Source organism: Kitasatospora sp. NPDC127060, from assembly GCF_042724935.1.
Taxonomy (GTDB): domain Bacteria; phylum Actinomycetota; class Actinomycetes; order Streptomycetales; family Streptomycetaceae; genus Kitasatospora.
In genome coordinates, this window is sequence record NZ_JBHXEG010000002.1 from 113890 (window position 1) to 137997 (window position 24108).

Annotated in this window: 23 protein-coding genes; 10 read left to right on the plus strand and 13 right to left on the minus strand. The window is 74.3% G+C overall.

Annotated elements, in window-relative coordinates:
- Positions 1–172 precede the first annotated feature (172 nt).
- Positions 173–2761 carry a cytochrome P450 gene (locus ACFWIS_RS02470; RefSeq protein ID WP_380452221.1) on the plus strand — a complete coding sequence of 863 codons (2589 nt, stop codon included), beginning with the start codon at positions 173–175 and terminating at the stop codon, positions 2759–2761.
- A gap of 25 nt (positions 2762–2786) precedes the next feature.
- On the opposite strand, the gene ACFWIS_RS02475 is transcribed toward ACFWIS_RS02470, so the two are convergent.
- From ACFWIS_RS02475 to ACFWIS_RS02490, 4 genes are all read right to left on the minus strand, one after another.
- On the minus strand, positions 2787–2996 hold the full coding sequence (locus ACFWIS_RS02475; protein ID WP_380452218.1) for a DUF6126 family protein: 210 nt from the start codon (positions 2994–2996) through the stop codon (positions 2787–2789).
- Between the two features lie 43 nt (positions 2997–3039).
- Complete coding sequence (locus tag ACFWIS_RS02480; protein WP_380452215.1) at positions 3040–3384, minus strand: ArsR/SmtB family transcription factor; 345 nt, start codon at positions 3382–3384, stop codon at positions 3040–3042.
- A 213-nt stretch (positions 3385–3597) separates the two neighbouring features.
- Positions 3598–4053 (minus strand): hypothetical protein, encoded by a 456-nt coding sequence (locus tag ACFWIS_RS02485; RefSeq protein ID WP_380452212.1) that lies wholly within the window; start codon positions 4051–4053, stop codon positions 3598–3600.
- A 289-nt stretch (positions 4054–4342) separates the two neighbouring features.
- The gene (locus ACFWIS_RS02490) at positions 4343–5533 is read right to left on the minus strand and encodes a glycoside hydrolase family 3 N-terminal domain-containing protein (RefSeq protein WP_380452211.1); all 1191 of its coding nucleotides are present in this window, start codon (positions 5531–5533) and stop codon (positions 4343–4345) included.
- 114 nt (positions 5534–5647) lie between these two features.
- On the opposite strand from ACFWIS_RS02490, the gene ACFWIS_RS02495 reads away from it, so the two are divergent.
- A complete protein-coding gene (locus ACFWIS_RS02495) occupies positions 5648–6040 on the plus strand; it encodes a hypothetical protein (protein WP_380452208.1) in 393 nt (130 codons plus the stop codon).
- A 108-nt stretch (positions 6041–6148) separates the two neighbouring features.
- Here ACFWIS_RS02495 and ACFWIS_RS02500 read toward each other — a convergent pair whose 3' ends face one another.
- Positions 6149–7636 (minus strand): PLP-dependent aminotransferase family protein, encoded by a 1488-nt coding sequence (locus ACFWIS_RS02500; protein ID WP_380452441.1) that lies wholly within the window; start codon positions 7634–7636, stop codon positions 6149–6151.
- A gap of 205 nt (positions 7637–7841) precedes the next feature.
- On the opposite strand from ACFWIS_RS02500, the gene ACFWIS_RS02505 reads away from it, so the two are divergent.
- Positions 7842–8675 (plus strand): methyltransferase domain-containing protein, encoded by an 834-nt coding sequence (locus tag ACFWIS_RS02505; protein WP_380452207.1) that lies wholly within the window; start codon positions 7842–7844, stop codon positions 8673–8675.
- A gap of 84 nt (positions 8676–8759) precedes the next feature.
- On the opposite strand, the gene ACFWIS_RS02510 is transcribed toward ACFWIS_RS02505, so the two are convergent.
- Complete coding sequence (locus ACFWIS_RS02510) at positions 8760–8999, minus strand: hypothetical protein (protein WP_380452206.1); 240 nt, start codon at positions 8997–8999, stop codon at positions 8760–8762.
- Between the two features lie 55 nt (positions 9000–9054).
- Complete coding sequence (locus ACFWIS_RS02515) at positions 9055–9555, minus strand: MarR family winged helix-turn-helix transcriptional regulator (RefSeq protein WP_380452204.1); 501 nt, start codon at positions 9553–9555, stop codon at positions 9055–9057.
- A 110-nt stretch (positions 9556–9665) separates the two neighbouring features.
- Between ACFWIS_RS02515 and ACFWIS_RS02520 the strand changes: the two genes are divergently transcribed.
- The 3 genes from ACFWIS_RS02520 to ACFWIS_RS02530 all read left to right on the plus strand — a co-directional run bounded on the left by ACFWIS_RS02520 (position 9666) and on the right by ACFWIS_RS02530 (position 13036).
- The gene (locus ACFWIS_RS02520; protein ID WP_380452202.1) at positions 9666–10640 is read left to right on the plus strand and encodes an EamA family transporter; all 975 of its coding nucleotides are present in this window, start codon (positions 9666–9668) and stop codon (positions 10638–10640) included.
- A gap of 100 nt (positions 10641–10740) precedes the next feature.
- Positions 10741–11379: an NAD(P)-dependent oxidoreductase gene (locus ACFWIS_RS02525; RefSeq protein ID WP_380452200.1), complete on the plus strand. Its 639-nt coding sequence runs from the start codon at positions 10741–10743 to the stop codon at positions 11377–11379.
- 118 nt (positions 11380–11497) lie between these two features.
- Positions 11498–13036: an alpha/beta hydrolase gene (locus ACFWIS_RS02530; protein ID WP_380452198.1), complete on the plus strand. Its 1539-nt coding sequence runs from the start codon at positions 11498–11500 to the stop codon at positions 13034–13036.
- Between the two features lie 12 nt (positions 13037–13048).
- Here ACFWIS_RS02530 and ACFWIS_RS02535 read toward each other — a convergent pair whose 3' ends face one another.
- Both ACFWIS_RS02535 and ACFWIS_RS02540 read right to left on the minus strand, forming a co-directional pair.
- Entirely contained in the window at positions 13049–13384 is a 336-nt protein-coding gene (locus ACFWIS_RS02535) for a hypothetical protein (RefSeq protein WP_380452196.1), read from the minus strand.
- Positions 13385–13402: 18 nt separating this feature from the next.
- Positions 13403–13789: a hypothetical protein gene (locus ACFWIS_RS02540; protein WP_380452193.1), complete on the minus strand. Its 387-nt coding sequence runs from the start codon at positions 13787–13789 to the stop codon at positions 13403–13405.
- 551 nt (positions 13790–14340) lie between these two features.
- On the opposite strand from ACFWIS_RS02540, the gene ACFWIS_RS02545 reads away from it, so the two are divergent.
- Positions 14341–15777: a lytic murein transglycosylase gene (locus ACFWIS_RS02545; RefSeq protein WP_380452191.1), complete on the plus strand. Its 1437-nt coding sequence runs from the start codon at positions 14341–14343 to the stop codon at positions 15775–15777.
- Between the two features lie 146 nt (positions 15778–15923).
- Here ACFWIS_RS02545 and ACFWIS_RS02550 read toward each other — a convergent pair whose 3' ends face one another.
- Complete coding sequence (locus ACFWIS_RS02550; protein ID WP_380461570.1) at positions 15924–16451, minus strand: GbsR/MarR family transcriptional regulator; 528 nt, start codon at positions 16449–16451, stop codon at positions 15924–15926.
- Between the two features lie 94 nt (positions 16452–16545).
- Between ACFWIS_RS02550 and ACFWIS_RS02555 the strand changes: the two genes are divergently transcribed.
- Together ACFWIS_RS02555 and ACFWIS_RS02560 are read left to right on the plus strand one after the other, a co-directional pair.
- Positions 16546–17472, plus strand: a complete 927-nt coding sequence (locus tag ACFWIS_RS02555; protein WP_380461569.1) for an ABC transporter ATP-binding protein — start codon at positions 16546–16548, stop codon at positions 17470–17472.
- Positions 17469–19139, plus strand: coding sequence for an ABC transporter permease (locus ACFWIS_RS02560; RefSeq protein WP_380461568.1), 1671 nt, complete (start codon positions 17469–17471; stop codon positions 19137–19139). Before ACFWIS_RS02555 ends, ACFWIS_RS02560 begins: the two co-directional genes overlap by 4 nt.
- Before the next feature lie 59 nt (positions 19140–19198).
- Here ACFWIS_RS02560 and ACFWIS_RS02565 read toward each other — a convergent pair whose 3' ends face one another.
- The 3 genes from ACFWIS_RS02565 to ACFWIS_RS02575 all read right to left on the minus strand — a co-directional run bounded on the left by ACFWIS_RS02565 (position 19199) and on the right by ACFWIS_RS02575 (position 21418).
- Positions 19199–19786, minus strand: a complete 588-nt coding sequence (locus ACFWIS_RS02565; protein WP_380461567.1) for a TerD family protein — start codon at positions 19784–19786, stop codon at positions 19199–19201.
- 343 nt (positions 19787–20129) lie between these two features.
- Positions 20130–20786 carry a hypothetical protein gene (locus tag ACFWIS_RS02570; protein ID WP_380461566.1) on the minus strand — a complete coding sequence of 219 codons (657 nt, stop codon included), beginning with the start codon at positions 20784–20786 and terminating at the stop codon, positions 20130–20132.
- Complete coding sequence (locus ACFWIS_RS02575; protein ID WP_380461565.1) at positions 20783–21418, minus strand: class I SAM-dependent methyltransferase; 636 nt, start codon at positions 21416–21418, stop codon at positions 20783–20785. Before ACFWIS_RS02575 ends, ACFWIS_RS02570 begins: the two co-directional genes overlap by 4 nt.
- Positions 21419–21717: 299 nt before the next feature.
- Here ACFWIS_RS02575 and ACFWIS_RS02580 point away from each other — a divergent pair, with 299 nt between their 5' ends.
- Positions 21718–24075: a glycosyl hydrolase family 18 protein gene (locus ACFWIS_RS02580; protein WP_380461564.1), complete on the plus strand. Its 2358-nt coding sequence runs from the start codon at positions 21718–21720 to the stop codon at positions 24073–24075.
- Positions 24076–24108: the final 33 nt, after the last annotated feature.

A 24108-nucleotide genomic window follows, 5' to 3' on the forward strand; every position in this document is an offset into this window, starting at 1 on the left:
TGATCCGAGCGCGTTCGGCGCAACGCCCACCGGACCGGCGCGTTTCCTAGGGCGTGCGCCCTCTGCCCCTGGCGCACGCGGGGTCCGCGCTCCTCGGCCCCCGCCTCCCGGCCGTCCGCCGGTGCCTTCCCCCGGTACCGCCGCACCGGCCCGTCTGGTGAGAGGAAGTGTCATGGCCCTGCCGACCCACACCCTGCTGACAGAGACACGGAAACGGATCGTCACCCCGAGAACCACGCCACCCCCCGTACCCACCACCCGTGCGGCCGTCCCCCTGCTCGCCCCCGGCGCACTGCCCGGCATCGGCCACGCCGCCGCTCTGCTGCGCGACCCGCTCGGCTTCCTCGGCTCACTGGCCCGGCACGGCGGCGTGGTCCGGATCCGGCTCGGCCGGCGCACCGTCTGCGTGGTGACCGACGCCCGGCTCGTCCACACCCTGCTCGTCGCGCTCGCCCACGACTGTCCGCGCGGCGCCGTCCAGGACACCCTGAAGACCGCCTTCGGCGACGGCCTGCTGATGTCCGAGGGCCAGGCCCACCGTGACCGCCGCCGGATCGTCCAGCCCGCCTTCGGCCCGGACCGGATGGCCGGCTACCTGAGCGTGATGCACCAGGTCACCGAGGAGCGCGCCGGACGCTGGCGGCCCGGCCAAGTCCTCGACGTGGCCAAGGAGATGAACCACCTGGCCCTGGAGATCGTCACCCGCTCGCTGTTCGGCGCCCGGCTCAGCGAGGACGCCACCTTCGCCTTCCACCGGGCCCTGCCGGACCTGGTGAAGGGCCAGATCGTCCAGTCCCTCTACCCCCACCCGGCCTTCGCCCGGCTGCCGCTGCCCGTCAACCGGCGCTTCGACGCCGCCGTCCGGGTGCTCAACCGGGTGGTCGACCAGGCCGTCAACGGCCCGGCCGGCACGGCCCGCGCGGAGCGGCGCGGGGGCACCCTGCCCGCCCTGCTGCGCGCCGCCACCGACCCGGCGACCGGCCGCCCGCTCACCGAGGCCGACGTCCGCTCCGAGGCCATCACCATGTTCGGCGCCGGCACCGAGACCGTCTCCACCACCCTCACCTGGCTGCTGGACGAACTCCTGCGCCACCCCGAGGTGGAGGCCAAGGTCCTCGCCGAACTGGACGAGCACCTGCCGGCCGGCACCACCCCCACCCCGGAGGCGCTGGCCCGGCTCACCTACACCCGCAGCGTCACCCAGGAGGTGGTGCGGCTGCACGCGCCCAACGCCTTCCTGATGCGCACCGCCCGGGTGCCGGTGGACCTCGGCCCGTACCGGATCCCGGCCGGCACCGAGCTGCTGTACAGCCTCACCGCGCTGCACCGCGACCCGGGGCGCTACGACGAGCCGCTGAGCTTCCGGCCCGAGCGCTGGCAGGACGGCGGCGGGCTCGGCCGGCCGTCCTTCCTGCCGTTCGGAGCGGGCAAGCACAAGTGCATCGGGGAGGCCTTCGCCTGGGCCGAACTGACCGTCGCGGCGGCCGCGATCCTGCGCCGCTGGCGGCCGGTGGCGGTGCCGGGGGCCCGGGCCCGCGAGGTGGTGTGGACGACCGTCCAGGCCCACGGGCTGCGGGTCCGGCTCGCGCCCCGGACGGACGGCGTCCCGGCGGCACCGGACGCCGTGGCGGCACCCGACACCGCGGGCGCCGCGGGCGCCATGTCCATCGCCTCCGCAAGGGGCGCCACGTCCACCACGCACGCCACGTCCGCCGCACCGGAGCTGCCGCGCCCGGCGGGCTGTCCGTTCACCGGCACCGCGGCCGGCCCGGACACCCCCGCCGCCGCACCACCCGCACGGCCGACCACCGAACTGCGCGCACGACCGACCGCCGCACCGCCCGCGCGGCCGACCACCGAACTGCGCGCCGCCGCCGACCGGCACGCCGAATGGGCGGTCCGCCACGGCCTGCTCGCCCCGACCGAGCTGCCCGGCTACCGGGCCTACGCCCTGCACGAGTTGATCGGCCACGCCTTCCCGCGCGCGCGGGGCACCGAACTGGACCTACTGGTGGACCTGCTGGGCTGGTTCACCGTCCTGGACGACCGCTTCGACGGCCCGCCCGGGCGCCGCCCCGCGGAGGCCCACGCACTGGTCGACCCGCTGATCTCCACTCTCGACGGCGACGCCCGGCCGAGCCCGCCGGAAGGCCAACTCCTCACCGCCTGGCGGGAACTGTGGGACCGGCAGCGCGACTCGGCCTCCCCCGCCTGGCGCGCCCGGGCGGCCCGCGAGTGGCGCGCCTGCCTGGCCACCTTCCCCGCCGAGGCCGAGCACCGGGCCCGCGGCACCGTCCCCGCCCTGACCCTCGGCCTGGCGGACACCATGCGACTGCGCCGCCACGGCAGCTGCCTCTACCCGTTCATGAACATACTGGAACGGGTCCACGGCGCCGACGCCCCCGCCGCCCTGCACGCGGAGCCCGCGCTGCACCGCCTGCGCGCCAACACCGCCGACGCCGCGACGCTGATCAACGACCTCTACTCGCTGGAGCGGGAGGAACGGCAGAGCGCCGCCGCCTTCAACACCGTCCTCACCCTGCAACGGGTCCGCGGCTGCACCCGCAGCCGCGCCGTCCGCACGGTGCGCGCCCGGGTCGTCCGGCTGCGCCGGGAGAACGAGGAGCTGCGCCGCGAGCTGGTCCGCCGCCACCCGGCGGGGCGCTGGTACCTGGACGGCACCCGGGAGCTGGTCGCCGGCGTCCAGGCGTGGACCAGCACCAGCGACCGCTACCTGGTGCCGGACGGCCGGATCCGGTGACGCCCGCCGCGGACGGCCGGGCCCGCTACTTGCGGTCGCCGAGCGCGAACAGCAGCAGCACGAAGCCCGCGAACAGGTGCGTGGCGAAGATGTAGATGCCCGCCCGGATCAGCATCGCCTTGCGACGGCGCTTCTCGTCGCTCGCGCTGTCGCCCTTCAGCGGACCGCCGGTGCCGCCGGCGCTGCTGCCGTCGGCGCTGTTGCCGCCGTCGGCGCTGTCGGTGTGGTCGCTCATGCTGGTGGTGCTCTCCTCGGGTCGGGCGCCGCGGGCTGCGGGCTCAGCGGGGCGACCGGCCGCCGGAGGTGCGCAGTTCGGTGAGCAGCGCACCCTGGTCGGTGATCAACTCGGTCAGGATCCGGCGCGCCGCGCGCAGCAGTTCGGCGACGTCCGGGGTACTGAGCGCGTACATCACCGTGTTGCCCTCGCGGGTGGCCGTGACCAGCTGGGTGCGGCGCAGCACCGCGAGCTGCTGGGAGAGGTTGGACGGCTCGACCTCGATCTCCGCCAGCAGCTCGCGCACCGGCCGCGGGCCGTCCTGGAGCAGCTCCAGGACCCGGATCCGAACCGGGTGGCCGAGGGTGCGGAAGAACTCCGCCTTGGCCTGGTACAGCGGGACCGGCATCGCCCGTCGCCTCCCTCGGATTCGCTCGGTGGTCGTACGGCCGGGCGGGGGTCCGTACCGCGGCCAGTACGCATCATCGCGACAGATGAAGATTTCTTCAAGTCGTCACAGTGGAAGGTGACCACGCCCACATCGCCGCCGGGACCGGGACGACGGAGGGCCGGGCCCGGGATGCTGACAACTCCCGGGCCCGGCAACCTGAATGACGAACCATCAGCAGCCTACGGGCACATCCACGGTGACCGGGGCCGGTCCCCGCAAGCTCCCCTCCACCGAGAAGGAGGCGTGCACCACCGACCCGCACGGCGCCACGGTGCTGATCCCGTTCACCCGGACCGTACTGACCAGGAACTCGGTGTGCCCGGACACCGCGGCGAGCGGGCCGACCCCGACCACGTCGGCCGACAGCCGGGTGATCAGGTCCTGCGGCGCCGGCGGCCACGGCGTCCCCGGCGAGGGCGGACCGGCCAGCCCGATCTGCCCGTACAGCACGACCCCGTCACCGGTGACGTCCGCGCAGACCCTGGTGGACAGCCCGGCCTGCAGGCCGGACCAACCGCAGGTGGTGACGGTGGCGGTCGCCTGACCGGCGGCGAGCGCCGGCACCGGCGCGCCCAGCAGCGCGACGGCACCGACCGTGCCCGCGGCGATTCGGGTGATGCGGTTCATGACTCCCCCTTCGGAGGGTGTGAGGATTCGGACCACAGCAATGCGTTATGGCACATATGACATTTCATAGGTGCCATGGCCACAACTCTGCCATGCGATTCCAGCCCCGAAGTGCCATTTCCCCTTCGAAATAATGCCTCCGACCGAAATCACGCCTACGATGGCGTGTTCCCATCCGGCCAGGCGAACCCCCGCACCTTGCCAGGCGTCGCCCCGTTGAACCCGGGGTGAACCTGGAGCCGGGGCGAACCACCACCCGGCGACCGGAGTCGGGAGCCGGGAGCCGGGGTCAGCCCAGGCTCTCCCGGAGCGCGTCGACCCGGTCGACGGCGGCCGTGAAGGCGGCGCGGTCGAGGGTGCCGGAGTCGAGGGCGGCCGCCAGCGCGGTGGTGGCGTCCTCGCCCTGCTGGGCGTCGCGGGCGGAGCAGAGGATGAGGTCCATGCCGGCCCCGGCGGCGGCGACGGCGCGGCGGCCGGTGGGGCCGTACGGGGCGAGGGCGTCGGCTTCCAGGGCATCGGTGACGGTGACACCGTCGAAGCCGAGGCGCTCGCGGAGTTCGCCCTGGATCACGGTGGGTGACATCCCCGCCGGATGGTCCGGGTCCAGGGCCGGGTAGACCGCCCAGGAGGCCATCACCAGGCGCACGCCCGCCGCGATGGCGGCCCGGTACGGGGCCTCGTCGCGGGCGCGCAGCCGGTCCAGCGGGACGGGCAGGGTGACGGGGCGGGCGTCGGTGTTCTCGTCCCGGGCGGCGGCGCCGAGACCGGGGAAGTGCTTGGCGGTCGCCGCCACCCCCAGACTCTGCTGCGCGGCGAGGAAGGCGCTGCCCAACTCGCCCACCCGGCCGGGGTCCTGGCCGTAGGAGCGCTCGGAACGGTCGATGAAGTTCCCCGGGGTGTCGTAGACGTCGAGCACCGGGGCGAGGTTGAGGTTCAGCCCCGCGTCGGCGAGGGTGCCGGCGGCGCCGGTGCCGGAGTCCACGGCGGCGGCCAGCGGGTTCGGGGCCGTTCCGGTGCGGCGGGCGGAGAGTTCGGGCGCACCGGGCAGACGGCGGACCTTCCCGCCCTCCTGGTCGGTCATCAGCAGCAGCGGGCGCGGGTGCGTGGCCTCGGCGGCCGCCTGCTTCAACTGAGATACGGCTTCGGCGAGTTGCTCCGGACTGGTGACATTCTCGCCGAACAGGATCACCCCCGCGGCCCGGCCCTCCCGGATCGCCTGCAGCACCTCGGGCGCCGGCGTCGGGCCCGGATAGGAGAGCACGATGCGGCGCCCCGCGAGCTGCCGGGAGTTCTGCTGCGCGCCGGATGTCCGCTTGCCGGCCGGCCACTCGCCAGTCATCCGCCCGCCGGGCATCGCCGCGCCCCTCTCGCCTGGGAGTTCAGCACCGCGCGTCACCGAACCGGCCGAAGCCGGACCGAGTGCGGCCGCCAGCACCACCAGCACCGCGGTGAGCTGGGCTACGCGCCGTAACGGGGCCATCGATGCCTCCAGGGTCGGCAACGGCGTACGGTTCGCCAGCGTACCCAGGAACCCGCCGTCCGGCAGCCCGTGAACCCCAGGACCGCACCGGCTCCGAGTACTTAGGATGCCCACATGTTCGATCACCTGGACGTCCTGCTGCCCGAACCGGAGGACCACTGGCCCCAGGTGCGGTTCCTGGTCAACGGCGAGGACGTCATCGAGGGCTCGGTCGGCCCCGACGGCCGCGGCCGGTCGCCCATGGCCCAGTTCCCCGCCGTGGGCGCGAGCGGGTTGCGGGCGACGGACGAGCCGCGCCGGGTGAATCTGGGCGAGCCCGCGTGCGACGGCGGCTGCTGCGGCTACCTCTCCGCGGTCGTCCAGCGGATCGGCGAGGTGGTGCTCTGGACGGACTGGGAGCTGCCCGTCGGAGCGACCCGCCCGCTGGAGTACGCCTTCGAGGCGGCCCGGTACGAGGCCGAACTCGACCGGGCCGAGGCCGACCCGCGGTGGCGGTCGGAGCACTGAACCGCGGTGGCGGTCGGAGCACTGACCCGTGGAGGCGGCCGGAGCACTGACCCGTGGAGGCGGCCGGAGGTCGGACCCGCCGCGCGCCGGGAGTGCCGGGCCTCGGCGTCACCGCCCCCCGACCGGACCGGCGCCACGCCGAACGCGGCGACCGACACCGGCCCGCCGCACCAACTCCCCCAGAACGGCGACCCCTTCGGCGATCAAGCCGGGCGAGCCCGCGGCGTAGCCGAGCACCAGCCCGGGTGGGTACGGCAGCCGGGCGTGCCAGGACAGCGGCTGGACCTTCACCCCGCGGTCCAGTGCGGCGGTGGCCAACTCGGTGTCGCTAAAGCCGAGTTCATCCGGGAGGGTGAGCATCAGGTGCAACCCGGCGGCCGCGCCGTGAACCGTGGCGGTGGGCAGTTGGGTGCGGATGGCGGCGATCATGGCGTCCCGCCGGCGGCGGTGTCGACCGCGCAACAGCCGTAGGTGGCGGTCGAGTTCGCCGGACTCCATCAGCCGGGCCAGCACCAGCTGGGGCAGGACCGGGTTGCCGAGGTCGGCGAACCGCTTGGCGTCGAGGACGGCGCCGCGCAGCCGCGGGGGCACCAGCAGCCATCCGGTGCGCAGGGCGGGCGCGAGCAGCTTGGAGATGCTGCCCGCGTAGCAGACCCGGTCGGGCAGTTCGGCCCGCAGCGCGGGGACGGGCGGGCGGTCGTAGCGGTGTTCGGCGTCGTAGTCGTCCTCGAGCACCAGCCCGCCTTCGCCCGCCCAGCGCAGGAGTTCGCGGCGCCGCTCGCCGCCGAGGACGACGCCGGTCGGGTACTGATGGGCGGGGGTGAGCAGCACGGCGGGGGCGCCGGTGGCGCGCAGCGCGTCCACCCGGATGCCCTCGGCGTCGACCGGGACGGGCGGGGTGGCGGCGAGCCAGTGGGCGAGGTGCTGGCGGGCGCCGAGCGAGCCCGGGTCCTCGACGGCGACCTCGGTGATGCCCTCCCGCCCGAGGGCCCGGCCGAGCAGCGCCAGCGCCTGGGCCGTCCCGGCGACGACCAGCACCTCCTCGGGATCGGCGCGGATGCCCCGGTTGCGGGCCAGCCAGTGGGCGACGGCCTGCCGCAGCGCGGGGGTGCCGCGGACGTCGCCGTAGCCGAGGTCGGGGGCGGCGAGGCCGTCCAGGACGGCCCGTTCGGCCCGGAGCCAGGCGGCGCGCGGGAAGGCGGCGAGGTCGGGCAGGCCGGGGGTGAGGTCGATCCGGGCGGGGGTGGCGCGCAGGTGGTCGAACACCTCGGCGTCGGGGTCGCCCCGGAACAGTGCGGACGACCGTTCCTCCGATCCGGGCACGGCCTGCGGCGCCGACGGTACCGGCGGCACGGGTGGCACTGGTGGCACTGGTGGCACTGGTGGCACTGGTGGCACGGCCGGCATCAGGGCGACGACGACCGTGCCACCCCGACCGCGCCCGGCGAGCTGGCCCGACTCGGTGAGCCGCCGGTAGGCGTCGGTCACCACCCCCCGGGAGACGCCGAGTTCGGCGGCGAGCACCCGGCTGGCGGGCAACCGGCTGCCCGTCGGCAGCCGTCCGTCGGCGACTGCCTCGCGCAGCCGGCCGGTCAGCCAGTCGGTGAGCCCGCCGGGCGGGGCCTCGGCGGCGTCGAGTTGGAGGAAGTCGGCGCCGACTTCCCCGGCCCGCCCGACTCGCCCAGCCCGCCCGGCCTCCTCGTCCCGTCCGCTCTCCGCATCCCGGCCCACCGTTTTGGACCTGTCGTTCCCGGTGTCTTTGGACCTGTCCACCGGTCCATACTGGCGCGAGGGTGGAGCCATGACCACCGAAACCGGCCCGTTCCCCACCGCCCCCTACGTCCACGGCTACTCGGACACCGAGGCCCAGCGCCTCGGCGACCAGGCCGACACCCTCGCCGAGTTGCTGCACACCGACACCGCCTACCCGGCGGGCAGCCGGGTGCTGGAGGCGGGCTGCGGGGTGGGTGCGCAGACCGCGCACCTGCTGGCCGCCAGTCCGGGCGTACTGCTGACGGCGGCCGACGTCTCGGCCGAGTCGCTGGCCGAGGCCCGGGCCCGGATCGCCGCGCTGGCGCCGACCGCCCAGGTCACCTGGCACCACGGTGACCTGCACCGACTGCCGTTCGCGGACGGCGCGTTCGACCACGTCTTCCTGTGCTTCGTGCTGGAGCACCTGCCCGACCCGGCCGCCGGACTGGCCGCCCTGCGCCGGCTGCTGCGGCCGGGCGGCACGATCACCGTGATCGAGGGCGACCACGGCTCGGCCTTCTTCCACCCGGAGACCCCGGCGGCCCGGCGCACCATCGACCACCTGGTCCGCCTCCAGGCCGGGGCGGGCGGCGACGCCCTGCTCGGCCGCCGGCTCCACCCGCTGCTGACGGCGGCCGGCTTCGCGGAGGTGACCGTCCGTCCCCGCACGGTCTACGCCGACGACGGCCGGCCGGCCCTGGTGGACGGCTTCACCCGGCGGACCTTCGTCGCCATGGTCGAGGCCGTCCGCCCGGAGGCCCTGGCCGCCGGGCTGACCACCCCGGAGGCCTTCGACCGCGGCATCGCCGAGCTGCGCCGCGCGGCCGAGCCGGGCGGGACGTTCCACTACACCTTCTTCAAGGCGGTGGCCGTCAACCCCTGACCCGTGCGGCGCCGGCGCCTACGATTCACGATCGCGGCCCGCTGCTCGGCGGGGCCGCGGACCGGGACCGTCCCGGGGCGCCCGTCAGGCGTCGGCCACCGCCGGGGCGGAACGGCCGGCCGGCGGGGTCGGGCCGCTCGACAGCAGGCCTAGCTCCGCGATCCGGTCCGCGATCACGTCGACGCAGGCCTGGATGCCGGGCGCCGGTTCCGGCGACGCGTCGCGGATCGCCTTGATCGCGTGGACGTGGCGCCCGACGGCCAGGTGCTCGTCCACCGCACGCCGGACGTCGACGGGGAGCGCGTGCCAGATCGGATCGTCCATGGCCGCCATCCAAGGCGAGGACGGCCGGGCTCGGCAAGCGGTTTGTCCGGGCCGGTCAGCCGGAGGTGTCGTCGCCGAGGTCGGCGAGCAGGGCGCGCATGCCGTCGATCAGAGCGGCCGTCCGGGCCTCGTCGAGGCCGGCCAGCATCCGGTGCTCGTTGGCGATGTGGTCGGGCAGGGCTCGGTCGATCAGGGCGTGGCCCTCGGGGGTGAGTTCGACGTCGCGGCTGCGGCGGTCCTGGTCGCTGCGGGTGCGGGTGACCAGGCCGCGGGCCTCCAGGCGGTCGAGGCGCTGGGTGATCGCGCCGGAGGTGACCATGGCGGACTGCATCAGGCCGGTGGGGGTGAGGCGGTAGGGCGGGCCGCTGCGCTTGAGGGTGGCCAGGACGTCGAAGGAGGGGGCGTCCAGGCCGTGCTCGGCGAAGGTGCGGTTGAGTTCGGCGTCCACCAGGCGGTAGAGGCGCTTGAGTCGGCCGAACACCTCCATCGGGGAGACGTCCAGGTCGGGGCGCTCGGCGCCCCATTGCGCGACGACGCGGTCGAGGTGATCTGCCACGGGTCCAGGGTAGGCGACGCAGCAGAATTCCTTAGCGATGAGGTAACTGTGAGCCACATCACCGGCGGCATTCTCCAAAGAATGCCTTAGCGCTGAGATACATTGGCTTAGTGCTAAGCAATCGACTCACCGTCGTGCTGATGACGGCCCTCGCCCCCGCCATCTGGGGGACGACCTACCTCGTCACCACCGAGCTGCTCCCGCCCCAGCGTCCGCTCTTCGCCGCCGTCATCCGCTGCCTGCCCGCCGGGCTGCTGCTGATCGCCCTCACCCGCACCCTGCCCAAGGGCGTCTGGTGGTGGCGCGCACTCGTCCTCGGCGCGCTCAACATCGGCGCCTTCCAGGCCCTGCTGTTCACCGCCGCCTACCGTCTCCCCGGCGGCATCGCGGCCACCGTGGGCGCCGTCCAGCCCCTGATCACCGCCGGACTCTCGGCCGGGCTGCTCGGCGACCGGCTCACCCTGCGCACCGTGCTCTCCGGCATCGCCGGCGTGGCGGGCGTCAGCCTGCTGGTGCTGCGCGCCGACGCCCGGCTGGACGCGATCGGGGTGGCCGCCGCGCTCGGCGGCGCGGTGGTGATGGCCTTCGGCGTCGTGCTCTCCAAGCGCTGGGTCTCCCCCGCGCCGCTGCTCGCCACCACCGGTTGGCAACTCACCGCCGGCGGGCTGCTGCTGGTGCCGGTGACCCTGCTGAGCGAGGGCGCCCCGCCCACCCACTACACGGCCGACAACGTGCTCGGCTACGCCTACCTCTGCCTGATCGGCGCGGCGCTCACCTACGCCATCTGGTTCCGCGGGCTGCGCGCGCTGCCGCCCACCTCACTGTCCTTCCTCTCCCTGCTCAGCCCGGTGGTCGCCACCCTGGTCGGCTGGCTGGCGCTCGGCCAGGACCTCAGTCCGCTGCAGGCGGTCGGCGCGGTGGTGGTGCTCGGCTCGCTGATCGTCGCCCAGACCCGACGGCTCGGCCCCGCCGCCGCGAAGGCGAACGTGACCGCGAAGGCGAACGTGACCGCGCCAGCGACAGCGCCGGAGCCCGCCGACCCGGCACCGGACGTCCGGCCGAGCACGGTGTGCGGGAACGCCTGAGCCCGCCCCGCAGTCCCGCAGTCCCGCAGCCCCGCAGTCCCGCACCACCGGAGTCCCGCACCACCGCAGTCCCGTTCAACGAATCCGAGGAGAAACCTTCATGCGCATCACCGTGTTCGGCGCCACCGGCAACGTCGGCCGACGGGTCGTGACCGAGGCGCTCACCCGCGGCCACGAGGTCACCGCCGTCGTACGGGACCCGGCCAAGCCGCACGACCTGCCGCCGGCCGTCACCCTCGCCGTCGGTGACGCCGGCGCCCCCGGGGACGTCGCCCGGATCGCCACCGGGCAGGACCTGGTGATCACCGCCACCCGGCCGGCGCCCGGCCGCGAGCACGAACTGGCCGCCGTCACCCGGGGTCTGCTGGCCGGCCTGGTCGGCACCGGCGTGCGGCTGCTCGCCGTCGGCGGTGCGGGCAGCCTGACCGTCCCGGGCACCGACGGCACGATCCTGGTGGAGTCGCCCGGCTTCCCCGCGGAGATCCGGCCGATCGCGCTGGCCTGCGGCGAGCAGCTGGACCTCTACCGCGCGGACCGGGACGTCGACTGGACGTACCTGAGCCCGGCCGCCCTGCTGGAGCCCGGGGTGCGCACCGGCGTCTTCCGGCTCGGCCGGGACGAGCTGCTGGTCGACGCCGGGGGCAACTCGGCGATCTCGATGGAGGACCTCGCCGTGGTGCTGCTCGACGAGGCCGAGCGGCCGGTGCACCGGCGGGCCCGCTTCACCGCCGCCTACTGAGCGCGTCGAGGCGCCCGGGGTGCTGGATACCCCCGGCTGCGGGGTGCATCCAGCACCACCACGAAGACGGTGTCCTGCCCCATCGCGCGTCAGGTGCGGGCCGGACAGGATCGTTCCCGTGAACACCACCGCATCCCGCACTCGCCGCGCTGCCGCCGTCCTCGCCACCGCGGTCCTCGCCGGCCTCGCCCTGCCCGCCACGGCGAACGCCGACGCGGGCCGTGACCCGGGCGACGCCGAGCGCGCGCCGGCCCGCTACACCCACCAGACGCTCGACTGGCAGCCCTGCGCGGGGCAGCCGACGCTCGACTGCGCCACCATGGCCGTCCCTCGCGACTGGCACCATCCCGGCTCCGGGGCCGACCTCTCCATCGCCGTCTCCCGGCACCGCGCCACCGACCAGGCGCACCGCAAGGGCACGCTGATGGAGACCGCGGGCGGCCCGGGCGGGCAGGGCCTGCTGCGACCGGTGGACCTCGTCCAGGGCGCCCCCGCGGTGGCCGCCGCGTACGACATCGCCGGGTTCGACCAGCGCGGCGTCGGCCGCAGCACCAAGGTCCAGTGCCAGAGCCAGGAGGACTTCCAGGAGTTCCTGGCCGGGGACTACCGGGACCAGTCCCCCGCGGCCGTCGACCGGGTCATCGCCGACTCCCGCAAGCTGGTGGCCGACTGCCAGGAGCACAGCGGCGACCTCCTGCCGTACCTGACCACCGAGCAGACCGTCCACGACATGGACCTCTTCCGCTCACTGCTCGGCGAGAAGAAGATCAGCTACTACGGCGCCTCCTACGCCACCATGATCGGCGCCTACTACGGGACGCTCTTCCCGCACCGGGTCGAGCGGATGGTGCTGGACAGCAACATCGGCTTCGAGGGCACCTGGGAGCAGTACGAGCTGGGCCAGCCGATGAGCTTCCAGCGCCGGTTCGAGGAGGACTTCCTGCCCTGGATGGCCGCCCGGGACACCACCTACCACTGGGGCTCGACCCCGGAGGAGGTCAAGGCGCACTGGGAGCAGCGGCGCGCCGACCTGCACGACCGGCCCATCACCGACGGCTCGTTGACGCTCGGCCCGAACCAACTGGACAACGGCACCATCAACGCGATCTACAGCGAGAAGGCCTTCCCCCTGCTGGCGAGCGCGCTGACCGCCCTGGACGACTGGCCGGGCGCCGATCCGACGGCCAAGCAGACGGCCAGCCGGCTGTTCGGCCAGTACCTCAGCCCGGAGTTCCTCGCCGAGTACTTCTCGGTGACGTGCGGCGACACCCCGTGGACCAAGTCCATGGACACCTGGATCGAGCGCGGCGCGGAGAACACCGCCCGCTACCCGCTGATCGGCGCCCGCACGCTGGCCTTCAGCGCGGTCTGCGCGGCCTGGCCGACGGACCCGGCCCCCAAGGTGAAGGTCACCGGCGCCCACCTGCCGCCGGTGCTGATGCTCAACTCGCTGCACGACCCGGCGACGTACTACGAGGCGGCGCTCGGGGCGCACCGCGCGCTGCGCGGCTCGAAGCTGGTGACCGTCACCAGCAACGGCAACCACGGCCAGTACCCGGGGTCAGACGCCTGCGTCACGGACACCGTCGAGCGCTATCTGCTGGACGACCAGGCGCCCGAGCACGACCTCACCTGCCCGGCCGCACAGGCCGGTTGAGCTCCGGACCGGTCAACTGCCGTTCTTGGGGCGGAACTTGCCGCGCAGGTAGTCAGCGGCGACGGCCAGTACCGCGAAGCCGCCCACGGACAGCTTGATCCCGGCCTTGGCGACGATCCAGCCGATGCCCGGGACGGTCCAGCCCAGCCAGTGGAGCACGGCCAGCATCGCCGCGCAGCCGCTGACGATGCACACCACCGTGGCACCGACGGCCGCGGCCCGCGACAGCTCGCGCGGGCCGCCGCTGCCGTCCTCACCCTCCGGAGCCGAAACGGCTTCTGCCGAAGCCTCGTTGACGCTGACGTCGGCTACTGCGCCGGACGTCTCGTTCGTACCCCGATCACCCATGGAGGCGATCATACGATGTCAGCGGCATGAATGATGAGTGTCCCCGAGGTACTCGCCGGTCTCGTCGTCGGGGAAGCTGACGGCCATGGTGACGCGGTACTCGAAGACGTCGAGCCGGTGCCCCGGCACCCGTGCCCAGGCGAGCGAGTGCACCTCGGCGTCGGAGGCCTGCCGGCACCAGGCCGCGGCCTCCTCCAGAGCGCGGGCGGCTGAACGCCCGGTGCACACCACGGCGGTGTAGGCGGCGACGGAGACGTCCCCGCCGGTGGTGCGGCCGCTGCGCGACACCGCCCGGACGGCGGCGGCGGCCTGGGTCAGGTCACGGGCCAGGTCGTCCACCACTCTGGGGGGTGCCGGCAGGACCACCGCCCCCTCGGCGACGCTCTCCGGCAGGTTCGCGCTCACGGTTTCGGCCTCCATCCGCATGGTCACGCGGCACAGCATGCCGGACCGGGATTCCTGGCATGCCCACTTTCACCTGAACGTCATCCGTCCAGGGCCGAGTTGGGGACGCCCCCTGGCGCCGGGCCGCCCGCCCTGCTAGTGCAAGCCCGACTCTCCGGTGGACATCCCGGCAGGTCAGAGGGGAGTGCCGCGGGCGCCGCCGGGGAGCCCGAAAGCACGCCCACGCACCACCCCCGCGCTTCGAACCGCCCGTCCGACCGCCGGAGCGCCCGGCTGCCCGGAGTTGATCCATCGCCCAACTCCGTTCCGTCGTAACGGAGATGGCACCGACGACGACTCCGAGGCGGGGCTCCGGGCCGGCCGCACCCCGGCTGAGGTGCGGCGTCGACGCCTCGATGGGCCCCGGGACGCCTCCCGTCCATCCTGTCCCTGTCAGATCGTCGTGATACTAATCGTCACTGGTGGCAGGTGCCGCCGATCGACGGGCGGGCACGATGACGACGGCTCAACCGTTCCGGGAGGGTCCGGACGGCGACGGGGAGGGGCATCAGATGGCGGCGAGGTTCGGCAGTGCCAACGACGGGCGGAAGGTGCGGCTCGGCAAGCGGGTCACGGGGACGGCGGCGGCACTCGCCGCGCTGGCCGCGCTGACCGGCTCTCAGGTCTCGGGCCTCGGACTCGCCCAAGTCGCCGCCGCCGACGCCGGACCGGCCCAGGACGGCGCCGGCCAGACCCAGGGCAGCCCCTCCGCCCCGTTCGGCGGCCCCGCCGTCGGCGTCCCCGGCACCGCGGCCGACGGCGGCAGCGCCGTCCAGCTCCCGCAGCCGCCCGGCACCCAGCCCGGCCTGCCCTCGGCCGGCCCCTTCAGCGCCACCGGCGCCTCGCTGCCCGCCACCGTCTTCGCCGCCTACCGCCAGGCCGAGACCTCGCTGGCCCAGCGCTCGCCGGGCTGCCACCTGCCCTGGCAGCTGCTCGCCGCGATCGGCCAGGTCGAGTCCGGCCAAGCCAACGGCGGCCAGGTGGACGCCGCCGGAAAGACGCTCACCCCGATCCTCGGCCCGGCGCTGGACGGCAACGGCTTCGCCGCGATACCCGACACCGACGGCGGCCGCTACGACGGCGACTCCCGCTGGGACCGCGCGGTCGGCCCGATGCAGTTCATCCCGTCCACCTGGGCCTCCTGGGGGGTGGACGCCACCGGCAAGGGCAACGCCGACCCGAACAACATCTTCGACGCCGCCGAGACGGCGGGCCGCTACCTGTGCGCGGGCGGCCGGGACCTCTCCGACCCGGCCCAACTGGACCGGGCGGTCCTCAGCTACAACGACTCCACCGAGTACCTGCGCACCGTCCGCAACTGGATGGCCCACTTCGGCAGCGGCACGGTCACCACCGTCGCGGACCGCCCCGGCGCCCCGACCCTGCCCGGCTCCTCGCCCTCGCCGTTCCTCCGGCCGTCCGGCGGCACGGGAACCTCGGGCGACACCCCGACCGGTACACCGTCCGGCAGCCCGTCCCCGACGGCGACCCCGACGGGCACGCCGAGCCCGACGCCGTCCGCGGAGCCGACCACCACGCCGACCCCCAGCGGTTCGCCCTCGCCCTCCGCGAGCCCGACGGCCACCCCGACCACCACGCCCACCACCACCCCGACCGGCTCGCCGTCCGGCAGCCCGTCCGCGACGGCGACCCCGACCGGCACGCCGTCCGGCACCCCCACGGGCACGCCGACGTCCTGCCCGAGCCCGACGGCGACGCCCACCGGCACCGCGACGCCCACCGGCTCGCCCTCCCCGACGGCCACGCCGTCCGGCAGCCCGTCCGCGACGGCCACGCCCAGCGGCACCCCGACCGGCTGCCCGACGCCCACGCCGAGCGGCAGCCCGAGCGGCAGCCCGAGCGCCGCTGCCACCTCCGGCACCACCGCGCCGACCGGCACGCCCAGCGCCGCACTGTCGCCCTCACCCTCGGCGACCGTGAAGAAGTGACCCTGCAGAACTAGCCACGGACAGCTCCGCGAACAGCACCGCCGACGGCGGCAGACCGGCCCGAAGGGACCGGCTCTGCCGCCGTCGGCGCGTTCACCGGGAGCGGGCCCCGGCCGAGAGCCCCGGCGGAGAGCCCCGGCGGGGGCCTACTCCCCCGCCCTCATCGCCGCCCGGTGCTCGCGCCAGCGGCCGAGCATCCCGTGCAGCTCGTCGATCATGAACTCGAAGAAGGCCGCGCTCTCCGCCAGCCGCTCCGCCGCCACCGTGCCCACACCGACGGCCAGTTCGCCGTCCTTGAGCACCCGGACCCAGCGCAGCAGCAGTTCGTCGCGCCGGGTCAGCGACTCGAACCAGACGTCGTTGAGCACCCGGTAGCGGTCGCGCCGCGAGCCGGGCTCACGCTCCTTGGCGACCAGGCCGACCTGGATCAGGTAGCGCATCCCGCCGGAGACCGCGGCCGGGCTGATCTGCAGCCGTTCGGAGAGCTCGGCGGAGGTCAGCACACCGCTCTCCTCGGCCATCAGGCAGGAGAAGATCCGGGACGGCATCCGACCCATGCCCGCGACCACCAACTCGGCCGCGAACCGCTCGACGAAGTCCGACACGGCCCGCTCACGCCCGTGCCACGGCGCCTTCTCCGTCTGCTCCGGCGCCCTCTCCGGCGTCTGCTCCACCCCTCGCCCCTCTCCGGGGATCATCCATCCCCTGATCGAACTTTAACGCTTCCCAATCTTCACGTTTTTCTGAAACTACGATACCTTCAGAAGCATGACCAAGGCCATCATCCTGTCCGGCTTGCGCAAGACCTTCGGCCGGACCACCGCGCTGGACGGCCTGGACCTCACCGTCGAGACCGGCGAGGTCCACGGCTTCCTCGGCCCCAACGGAGCCGGGAAGTCCACCACCCTCCGTGTCCTGCTCGGTCTGCTGCGCGCGGACGGCGGCAGCGCCCGGCTGCTCGGCAAGGACCCGTGGAAGGACGCCGTCGAGCTGCACCGCCGCCTCGCCTACGTCCCCGGCGACGTCGAACTGTGGCCCAACCTCACCGGCGGCGAGGCCATCGACCTGCTCTCCCGGCTGCGCGGCCGGCTCGACCGGCGCCGCCGGGACGAACTGGTCGAGCGCTTCGACCTCGACCCGACCAAGAAGGGCCGCAGCTACTCCAAGGGCAACCGGCAGAAGGTCGCCATCGTCGCCGCCCTCGCCTCCGACGCCGAGCTCCTGCTGCTGGACGAGCCGACCTCCGGCCTGGACCCGCTGATGGAGGTGGTCTTCCAGGACGTCGTCCGGCAGGCCAAGACACAGGGCCGCACCGTCCTGCTCTCCAGCCACATCCTGGACGAGGTCGAGAAGCTGGGCGACCGGGTCAGCATCATCCGGCAGGGCCGGGTGGTGCAGAGCGGCACCCTGGCCGAACTGCGCCACCTCACCCGCACCACCGTCGAGGCGGAGACCGACCGCCCGGTCACCGGGCTGGACACGCTGACGGGCGTGCACACCCTGCGCACCGACGGCCGGCGGGTCCACTTCGCCGTCGACGGCGACCAACTCGACGCCGCGGTACGGAAGCTGAGCGAGGCCGGGCTGCGCACCCTGGTCAGCCACCCGCCCACGCTGGAGGAGCTGATGCTGCGCCACTACGGCGACGAGCTGGCCGCCAACGGGCACACACTTGACCCGGAGGCCGTCCGATGACCGCCGCCGCACCCGCCACCCGGCGCACCGGCCCGGCCCGCACCGGCGGGCCCGGCGCCCTCACCGGCGGGCCCGGCGCCCTCACCGGCACCGTCACCCTGCTGCGCTTCGCCCTGCGCCGCGACCGGATCCGGCTGTCCACCTGGGTGCTCGGCCTCGCCCTGCTCACCCTGGCCACCGCCGACAGCGTCCACACCGTCTACCCGACCGCCGCCGACCGCGCCGCGATCGCCCACGGCTCGGGCAGTCCTGCCGTGCTCGCCATGACCGGTCCGGCGCACTACCTGGCCGACTACACCTGGGGCGCGATGCTCGGCCACCGGCTGCTCGGCCTGCTGGTCGTCCTGGCCGGCCTGCTGAGCGTGCTGACCGTCACCCGGCACACCCGGGGCGAGGAGGAGAGCGGCCGCGCCGAACTGGTCCGCTCGGCCGCCGTCGGCCGGCACGCCCAGCTGGCCGCCGCGCTGGCCACCGCCGCCGTCGCCGACCTCGCCCTCGGCCTGCTGCTGGCCGCCGGCCTGCCCGGCCTCGGCGTCCCCGGGCTGACCGGCGCCGGCGCGCTGCTGTTCGGCGCCGCCACCTCCGTCGGCGGGCTGCTGTTCGGCGCGGTGGCCGCCGTCGCCGTGCAGATCACCGCGCACACCCGGACGGCCTCCGGGCTGGCCCTCGCCGTGCTCGGCGCCGGCTACGCACTGCGCGCCGCCGGGGACGCCGGCGGGTCGGCGCTCTCCTGGGCCTCCCCGATCGGCTGGCTGCAGCGCGGCTACCCCTTCGTCGACGACCGCTGGTGGCCGCTGCTGCCCGCGCTGGCCCTGACCGCCGGCACCGCCACGGCCGGGTTCGCGCTGAGCACCCGCCGGGACTTCGGCGCCGGGCTGCGCGCCACCCGTCCCGGCCCGGCCAACGGCAGCCCCGCCCTGGGCACCCCGCTCGGTCTGGCGCTGCGGCTGCACCGCGGTCTGATCGGCGGCTTCGCGGTCGCCCTGCTGCTGCTCGGTGCGATGTACGGCTCGCTGCTCGGCGAGGCCGACTCGATGCTCAAGGACGTCGACCAGATCAAGGAGGCGCTGGCCCGGCTCGGCGGTCACACCCTCGCCGACTCCTTCGCAGCGCTGACCATGCTGGTGGTCGCGGTGGTCGGCGGCGTCTACGCGGTGCTGGCGACGCTGCGCCCACGCGGCGAGGAGAGCGCCGGGCGGGCGGTGCCGGTGCTGGCCACCGGGGTGTCGCGGTCCCGCTGGCTGGGCGCGCACCTGGCGGCAGCGCTGCTGGGCTCGACCGCCGTGATGCTGGCGGCGGGCGTGGGCTTCGGTCTGGCCGGGGCGCTGTCCACCGGCGACGGGGTCGTGTTCCTGCGGCTGACCGGCGCGGCGCTGGCCTTCGCCCCCGCCCTCTGGGTGACGGTGGGCTTCGCCGCCGCGGTCTACGGCTGGCTGCCCCGGGCACTGCCGCTGGCCTGGGCCGTGCCCGGCTACGCGTTCGTGATCGGCTACCTGGGCCCGCTGCTGAAGCTCCCGGCGGGCCTGGACCGGCTCTCCCCGTTCGGCCGGGTGCCCCGGCTCCCGGCGGCGCCGATGGACTGGACGCCGCTGGCCTTGCTCGCCCTGGTCGCGGCCGCGCTGATCGCGCTGGCGCTGGCCGGGTTCCGGCGCCGGGACGTCGAGTAGCGTCCACAGCGCCGGAACCGGGGGCGGCCCGGGGCGAGGAGGGCCGAACCGAGAACCGGTCAGAGGTGCTTGACCAGCTCCGGCATCAAGTCCTGGAAGGTGCGCCCGCCGGCCGGCTGGCCGATCGCGGCCATCTGCCAACCGCCCGGCGTGCGCTGCACCTTGGCCATGATCTGGGCGGTGTACGCTCCGCCGCCGGTCAGGGTGTAGCGGGCCAGCTCGGTGCCGGTGGTCTCGTCCACCAGCCGGCAGAAGGCGGCCTCGACCTCCTGGAAGGTCTGTCCGGTGAAGGAGTTGACCGTGAACAGGATCTGGTCGACCTCGGCGGCCACCTTGGTCAGGTCGACGGTGATCGACTCGTCGTCGGTCGCGTCGCCCGCGCCGCCGACCAGGTTGTCCCCGCTGTGCCGCACCGAGCCGTCGTTGCTGGTGAGGTGCTGGAAGAAGACCACGTCCACCGCCTTGCCGCCGGCGAACAGCACCGCCGAGGCGTCCAGGTCGATCTCCTGCCCGGCGGACAGCAGCTTGGCCAGGAAGCCCTTGCGCTGCACGGCCCGCCAGCCCAGGCCCATCCGGACCACGGTCAACTGCCCACCGCCCGGCTTCTCCAGGCTGATCTTCTGCCCCTTGGCCAGCGAAACGGTCATCGTGTTCTCCTCGTTCCTACCGCCGTCCGTGCCGCGAACCTATCGCACGCGAAGAAATCTATGATCATCGGACGGCGGCTCGGGAGACCCTTACCCAGCAGTCCCCCGAGCCTCACTTCCGGCGGTGCTCCGCATACTGAGGGATTCGCCGGTCGGACGTCCGCCGTAGCCGTGGCCGGGGGCCGAACGAGTGGGCGGCGCACCGTCCAGGGTCGCCGCGGAGCCGCTCCGACGGCCTGGCCCGACCGGGCGCGCTACGCCCGGATCGCCGACGGCACCTTCAACGAGCCCGCCGACGTGCAGAGTTGCCTCGCCACCCTCAAGCCGGCTGAATCCTGCCCGGTCAGGCGTCGCCGTCCAGCAGGTGCTGGCGCACCTCCTGGAAGGTCCAGGGCCCGCCGGCCGGGCGGGAGAAGACCCAGACCAGGTCGAACCGGTCCGGCCAGGCGGCGGGCGCCCCGCTGTCGGCGGCGCCGAGCGCCTCGACGATCCGCGGGATCCTGGAGTGCTCCCAGCAGATCAGCACCGGCTGGGCCCCGGTGAGGGCGGCGCCGGCCAGTTCGGACTCCTGGGACTCGGCGTAGGTGGTGTCCACGCTCAGCCCGAGCTTGGCGCCGAGCGGCGTGACGGTCTGCCGCATCCGGTGGGCGCCGGCCATCGGGCCCTGGTCAGTCGCGGCGTAGATCCGGGCCGGGGTGCGCAGCCCGGTCGCGGGCGGGGCGAACAGGGTGGGCAGGGCCTTGGCGCGGTCCCAGCCGCGCTGGGTGAGGGACTTGCCGTCCTGCTTGCCGTTCTCGTCCAGGCCGGGCCGGCTGCCGTCGGGCTTCTCGCCGTGCCGGATGATCATCACGAAGGCGGCGCCGCCCGGGTCACTGGCCTTCGCCACCGGGCCGGTCTTGCCGGCCTTGTCCTTCTTCCCGGCGGAGCAGCCCGCCAGCGCCAGCGGGGCGGCGGCCACGAGGCCGGTGAGCAGCAGGCGCCGGGTGGGGCTCGCGGTCATTCGGCACCCCGCTGGAGCCGCACCAGCGCATCGATCGCGGTGCCCGGGCCGGCGCCCCGGTGTCCGGGATCGGCGCCGACCTCGCGGTGGACGCGCTCGGCCCGTACGGTGCGCAGGCCGTGCCCGGCGAGGTCGGCGAGGACGTCCTCGGGGGTGAACAGCACCGCCGGGTCCTGCGGGCCGCCGACGCCCTCGGTGAGGTTGCTCAGGTCGTGCCCGATCACCAGCAGGGTGCCGCCGGGGGCGAGCGCCTCGGCGGCACGGTGCAGCGCGGCCCGGCGGTCGTCGGCGGGCAGTTGGAGGTAGGCGACCAGGACGAGGTCGTAGCCGGCCCCGGGAGCTTCGTAGCCGAGGGCGTCGCCGTGCCGCCAGGTGAGGCGGTCGGCGACCTCGTCGGGGAGTTCGGAGGTGAGCCGTTCGGCGCGTTCGAGGGCGACGGCGGAGAAGTCCAGGCCGGTGACCTCCCAGCCCTGGGCGGCCAGCCAGATCGCGTTGCGGCCCTCCCCGGTGGCCAGGTCGAGGGCGTGGCCGGGGGCGTGGCCGCTCAGTTCGCGGACCACCCACCGGTTGGGCGCGGTACCCCACACCAGTTCACTCGCGGCGTAGCGGTCGTCCCAGCCCTGACTGTCCATGCGCTCCTCCGTTCTGCGGGTCTGCTCCGTCCCGGTCAACCTACCGTTGCACCGCCCTTCCCGACCCGGGGCCGTCCAGCGGGTGGACACCCTTGACGGCGAATATTGGTCCAGTCCAATCTGTTCTGTCGTGACGCGTCCGGACCACGGGATCCGCCATGGCCACGCACCGCACGCCTTGAGCACCCGCCCAGCCCGCGCCACCCGCCCGTGCGCCCCCACCGCGCCCGGGTCGGCTCCCCACGGCCCGTCCGGGCCACGCACCGCCGGAACCCCCACACATCCGGAGGACACCGCCCATGTACGACCGCGTCCTGCCCGCACGGCCCGAGCCGCCCGCCCGGGGGCGTACCGCCCGCCGGGCCGCCCGGCGCAGACGGGCCACCGCCCTGGCCCTGGCCGCCACGCTCACCACCAGCGGCGCCGCCCTCGCCCTCACCTTCGGCTCCGCCGCCGCCACCCCGGTCAACCTGCTGGCCAACGGAGACTTCGAGACCGGCACCCTGGCCGGCTGGAGCTGCTCCAACGGCTCGGTCGTCACCACCCCGGTGCACGGCGGGAGTCACGCGCTCAGCGGGGCCGCCTCCGGCTCCGACACCGCGCAGTGCCAGCAGACCGTCGCCGTCCAGCCCAACACCTCGTACACCCTGGCCGGCTGGGTGCAGGGCAGCTACGTCTACCTCGGCGCCACCGGGGCCGGCGTCAACGCCTCCAGCTGGACGCCCGGCGGCACCGGCTGGAACCAACTGAGCAGCACCTTCACCACCGGCGCCACCACCACCTCCGTCACCGTCTTCACCCACGGCTGGTACGGCACCGGCGGCTACTACGCGGACGACCTCACCCTGGCCGGCCCGGGCGGGCCGAGCTCCTCGACCAGCCCGACCGCGAGCGCCAGCCCCACGGCCTCCGCCAGCCCGACGGCCACCGGCTCCCCCACCGGCTCCCCCACCGGCTCGCCCAGCGGCAGCCCGACCGCCACCGGCAGCCCGACCGGAAGTCCCACCGGCTCCCCCACCGCGACCGCCACCGCGAGCGGCCCGGCCGGGGACGGCAAGGTCACCACCCCGACCGGCGTCACGATCAGCAAGGTCACCTCCGGCGCCGTCGTGCTCACCTGGCAGCCCTCGACCCTGAGCACCGGCGACGGCCCGGTCTCCTACAAGGTCTGGTCCAACGGCCAGTTGGTCGCCACCTCGATGGGCACCTCGGTGGCCGTCAGCTCCCTGCTGCCCGGCCGGGGCTACACCTTCAGCGTCCAGGGCTACTCGGGCGGCCACGCCTCCGCCCAGTCCGCCCCGGTGAGCACCACGACCGCCGCCGCGCCCGCCCAACCGCCCGTCCGCTCGGCCTACTTCGACCAGTGGGGCATCTACGAGAACGCGTACTACCCGAAGAACGTCGACACCAGCGGCGCCGCGAACAAGCTGGACGTCATCCACTACGCCTTCGCCAACATCGACCCCAGCAAGTTCACCTGTTTCCAGGCGGTGAAGGCCTCCGACTCGGCCAACGACTCCGACCCCAACGCCGGTGACGGCGCGGGCGACGCCTACGCCGACTACCAGTCCGACTACAACTCCGGCACCAGCGTGGACGGCGGCAGCGACACCTGGGAGCAGCCGCTCAAGGGCAACTTCAACCAGCTGCGCCAGCTCAAGGCCAAGCACCCGAACCTGCGCTTCACCATCTCGATCGGCGGCTGGACGTACTCCAAGTACTTCTCCGACGCGGCCGCCACCGACGCCTCCCGGAAGACCTTCGTCTCCTCCTGCCTCGACATGTTCCTCAAGGGGAACCTCCCGACCGGCGTCGCCGGTGACGCCTCCGGCGGGCAGGCCTCGGCGGCCGGCATCTTCGACGGCGTCGACATCGACTGGGAGTACCCGGGCTCGGCCGGCGGCCACACCGGCAACCACTACTCCCCCGCCGACAAGCAGAACTACACCCTGCTGCTCAAGGAGTTCCGCACCCAGCTGGACGCCCTCGGCGCCGCCCAGGGCAAGCGGTACCTGCTGAGCGCCGCGCTCCCCAGCGGCCAGGACAAGATCGCCCAGCTGGAGACCGACAAGATCGGCGCCTACCTGGACTACGCCGACGTGATGTCCTACGACATGCACGGCTCCTGGGACGCCAAGGGCCCGACCAACCACCAGGACCCGCTGCACGACAGCCCGGCCGACCCGACCACGCCGATCACCCCCGGCACCCGCAAGTACAACGTGGACACCACGCTCGCCGCGTACACCACCGGCCTGGCCGAGTACGGCATCCCCGGCGGCTTCCCGGCGAACAAGATCGTGCTCGGCATCCCGTTCTACTGGCGCGGCTGGACGGGCGTCCCGGCCGGCTCCGACTACGGCCTGTACCAGAGCGCGACCGGGCCGACGGCCGCCAAGCCGCTCAGCCAGGAGGCCGGACTGGCTGCCTGGAAGGAGCTCGACCCGACTGCCGCGCAGACCCATTGGGATCCGGTGACGGAGAGCAGCTGGGTCTACGACGGCACCGACTTCTGGACCGGCGACACCCCCCAGGCCGTCCAGGCGCGCGGGGCCTACGCCAAGGCCAAGGGCCTGGGCGGCCTGTTCGCCTTCTCCCTGGAGAACGACGACGCCTCCGGCACCATGCTCAACTCGATGGACGACAGCCTGCGCTGACGTCACCTCAGATGTGTGCGCCGGCGGCCCCGC

Coding starts and splice junctions, on each gene's coding strand:
- ACFWIS_RS02470 (WP_380452221.1), top strand. CDS start 173: ATGGCCCTGCCGACCCACACCCTGCTGACAGAGACACGGAAACGGATC.
- ACFWIS_RS02475 (WP_380452218.1), bottom strand. CDS start 2,996: ATGAGCGACCACACCGACAGCGCCGACGGCGGCAACAGCGCCGACGGC.
- ACFWIS_RS02480 (WP_380452215.1), bottom strand. CDS start 3,384: ATGCCGGTCCCGCTGTACCAGGCCAAGGCGGAGTTCTTCCGCACCCTC.
- ACFWIS_RS02485 (WP_380452212.1), bottom strand. CDS start 4,053: ATGAACCGCATCACCCGAATCGCCGCGGGCACGGTCGGTGCCGTCGCG.
- ACFWIS_RS02490 (WP_380452211.1), bottom strand. CDS start 5,533: ATGGCCCCGTTACGGCGCGTAGCCCAGCTCACCGCGGTGCTGGTGGTG.
- ACFWIS_RS02495 (WP_380452208.1), top strand. CDS start 5,648: ATGTTCGATCACCTGGACGTCCTGCTGCCCGAACCGGAGGACCACTGG.
- ACFWIS_RS02505 (WP_380452207.1), top strand. CDS start 7,842: ATGACCACCGAAACCGGCCCGTTCCCCACCGCCCCCTACGTCCACGGC.
- ACFWIS_RS02510 (WP_380452206.1), bottom strand. CDS start 8,999: ATGGACGATCCGATCTGGCACGCGCTCCCCGTCGACGTCCGGCGTGCG.
- ACFWIS_RS02525 (WP_380452200.1), top strand. CDS start 10,741: ATGCGCATCACCGTGTTCGGCGCCACCGGCAACGTCGGCCGACGGGTC.
- ACFWIS_RS02535 (WP_380452196.1), bottom strand. CDS start 13,384: ATGGGTGATCGGGGTACGAACGAGACGTCCGGCGCAGTAGCCGACGTC.
- ACFWIS_RS02545 (WP_380452191.1), top strand. CDS start 14,341: ATGGCGGCGAGGTTCGGCAGTGCCAACGACGGGCGGAAGGTGCGGCTC.
- ACFWIS_RS02555 (WP_380461569.1), top strand. CDS start 16,546: ATGACCAAGGCCATCATCCTGTCCGGCTTGCGCAAGACCTTCGGCCGG.
- ACFWIS_RS02560 (WP_380461568.1), top strand. CDS start 17,469: ATGACCGCCGCCGCACCCGCCACCCGGCGCACCGGCCCGGCCCGCACC.
- ACFWIS_RS02565 (WP_380461567.1), bottom strand. CDS start 19,786: ATGACCGTTTCGCTGGCCAAGGGGCAGAAGATCAGCCTGGAGAAGCCG.
- ACFWIS_RS02570 (WP_380461566.1), bottom strand. CDS start 20,786: ATGACCGCGAGCCCCACCCGGCGCCTGCTGCTCACCGGCCTCGTGGCC.
- ACFWIS_RS02575 (WP_380461565.1), bottom strand. CDS start 21,418: ATGGACAGTCAGGGCTGGGACGACCGCTACGCCGCGAGTGAACTGGTG.
- ACFWIS_RS02580 (WP_380461564.1), top strand. CDS start 21,718: ATGTACGACCGCGTCCTGCCCGCACGGCCCGAGCCGCCCGCCCGGGGG.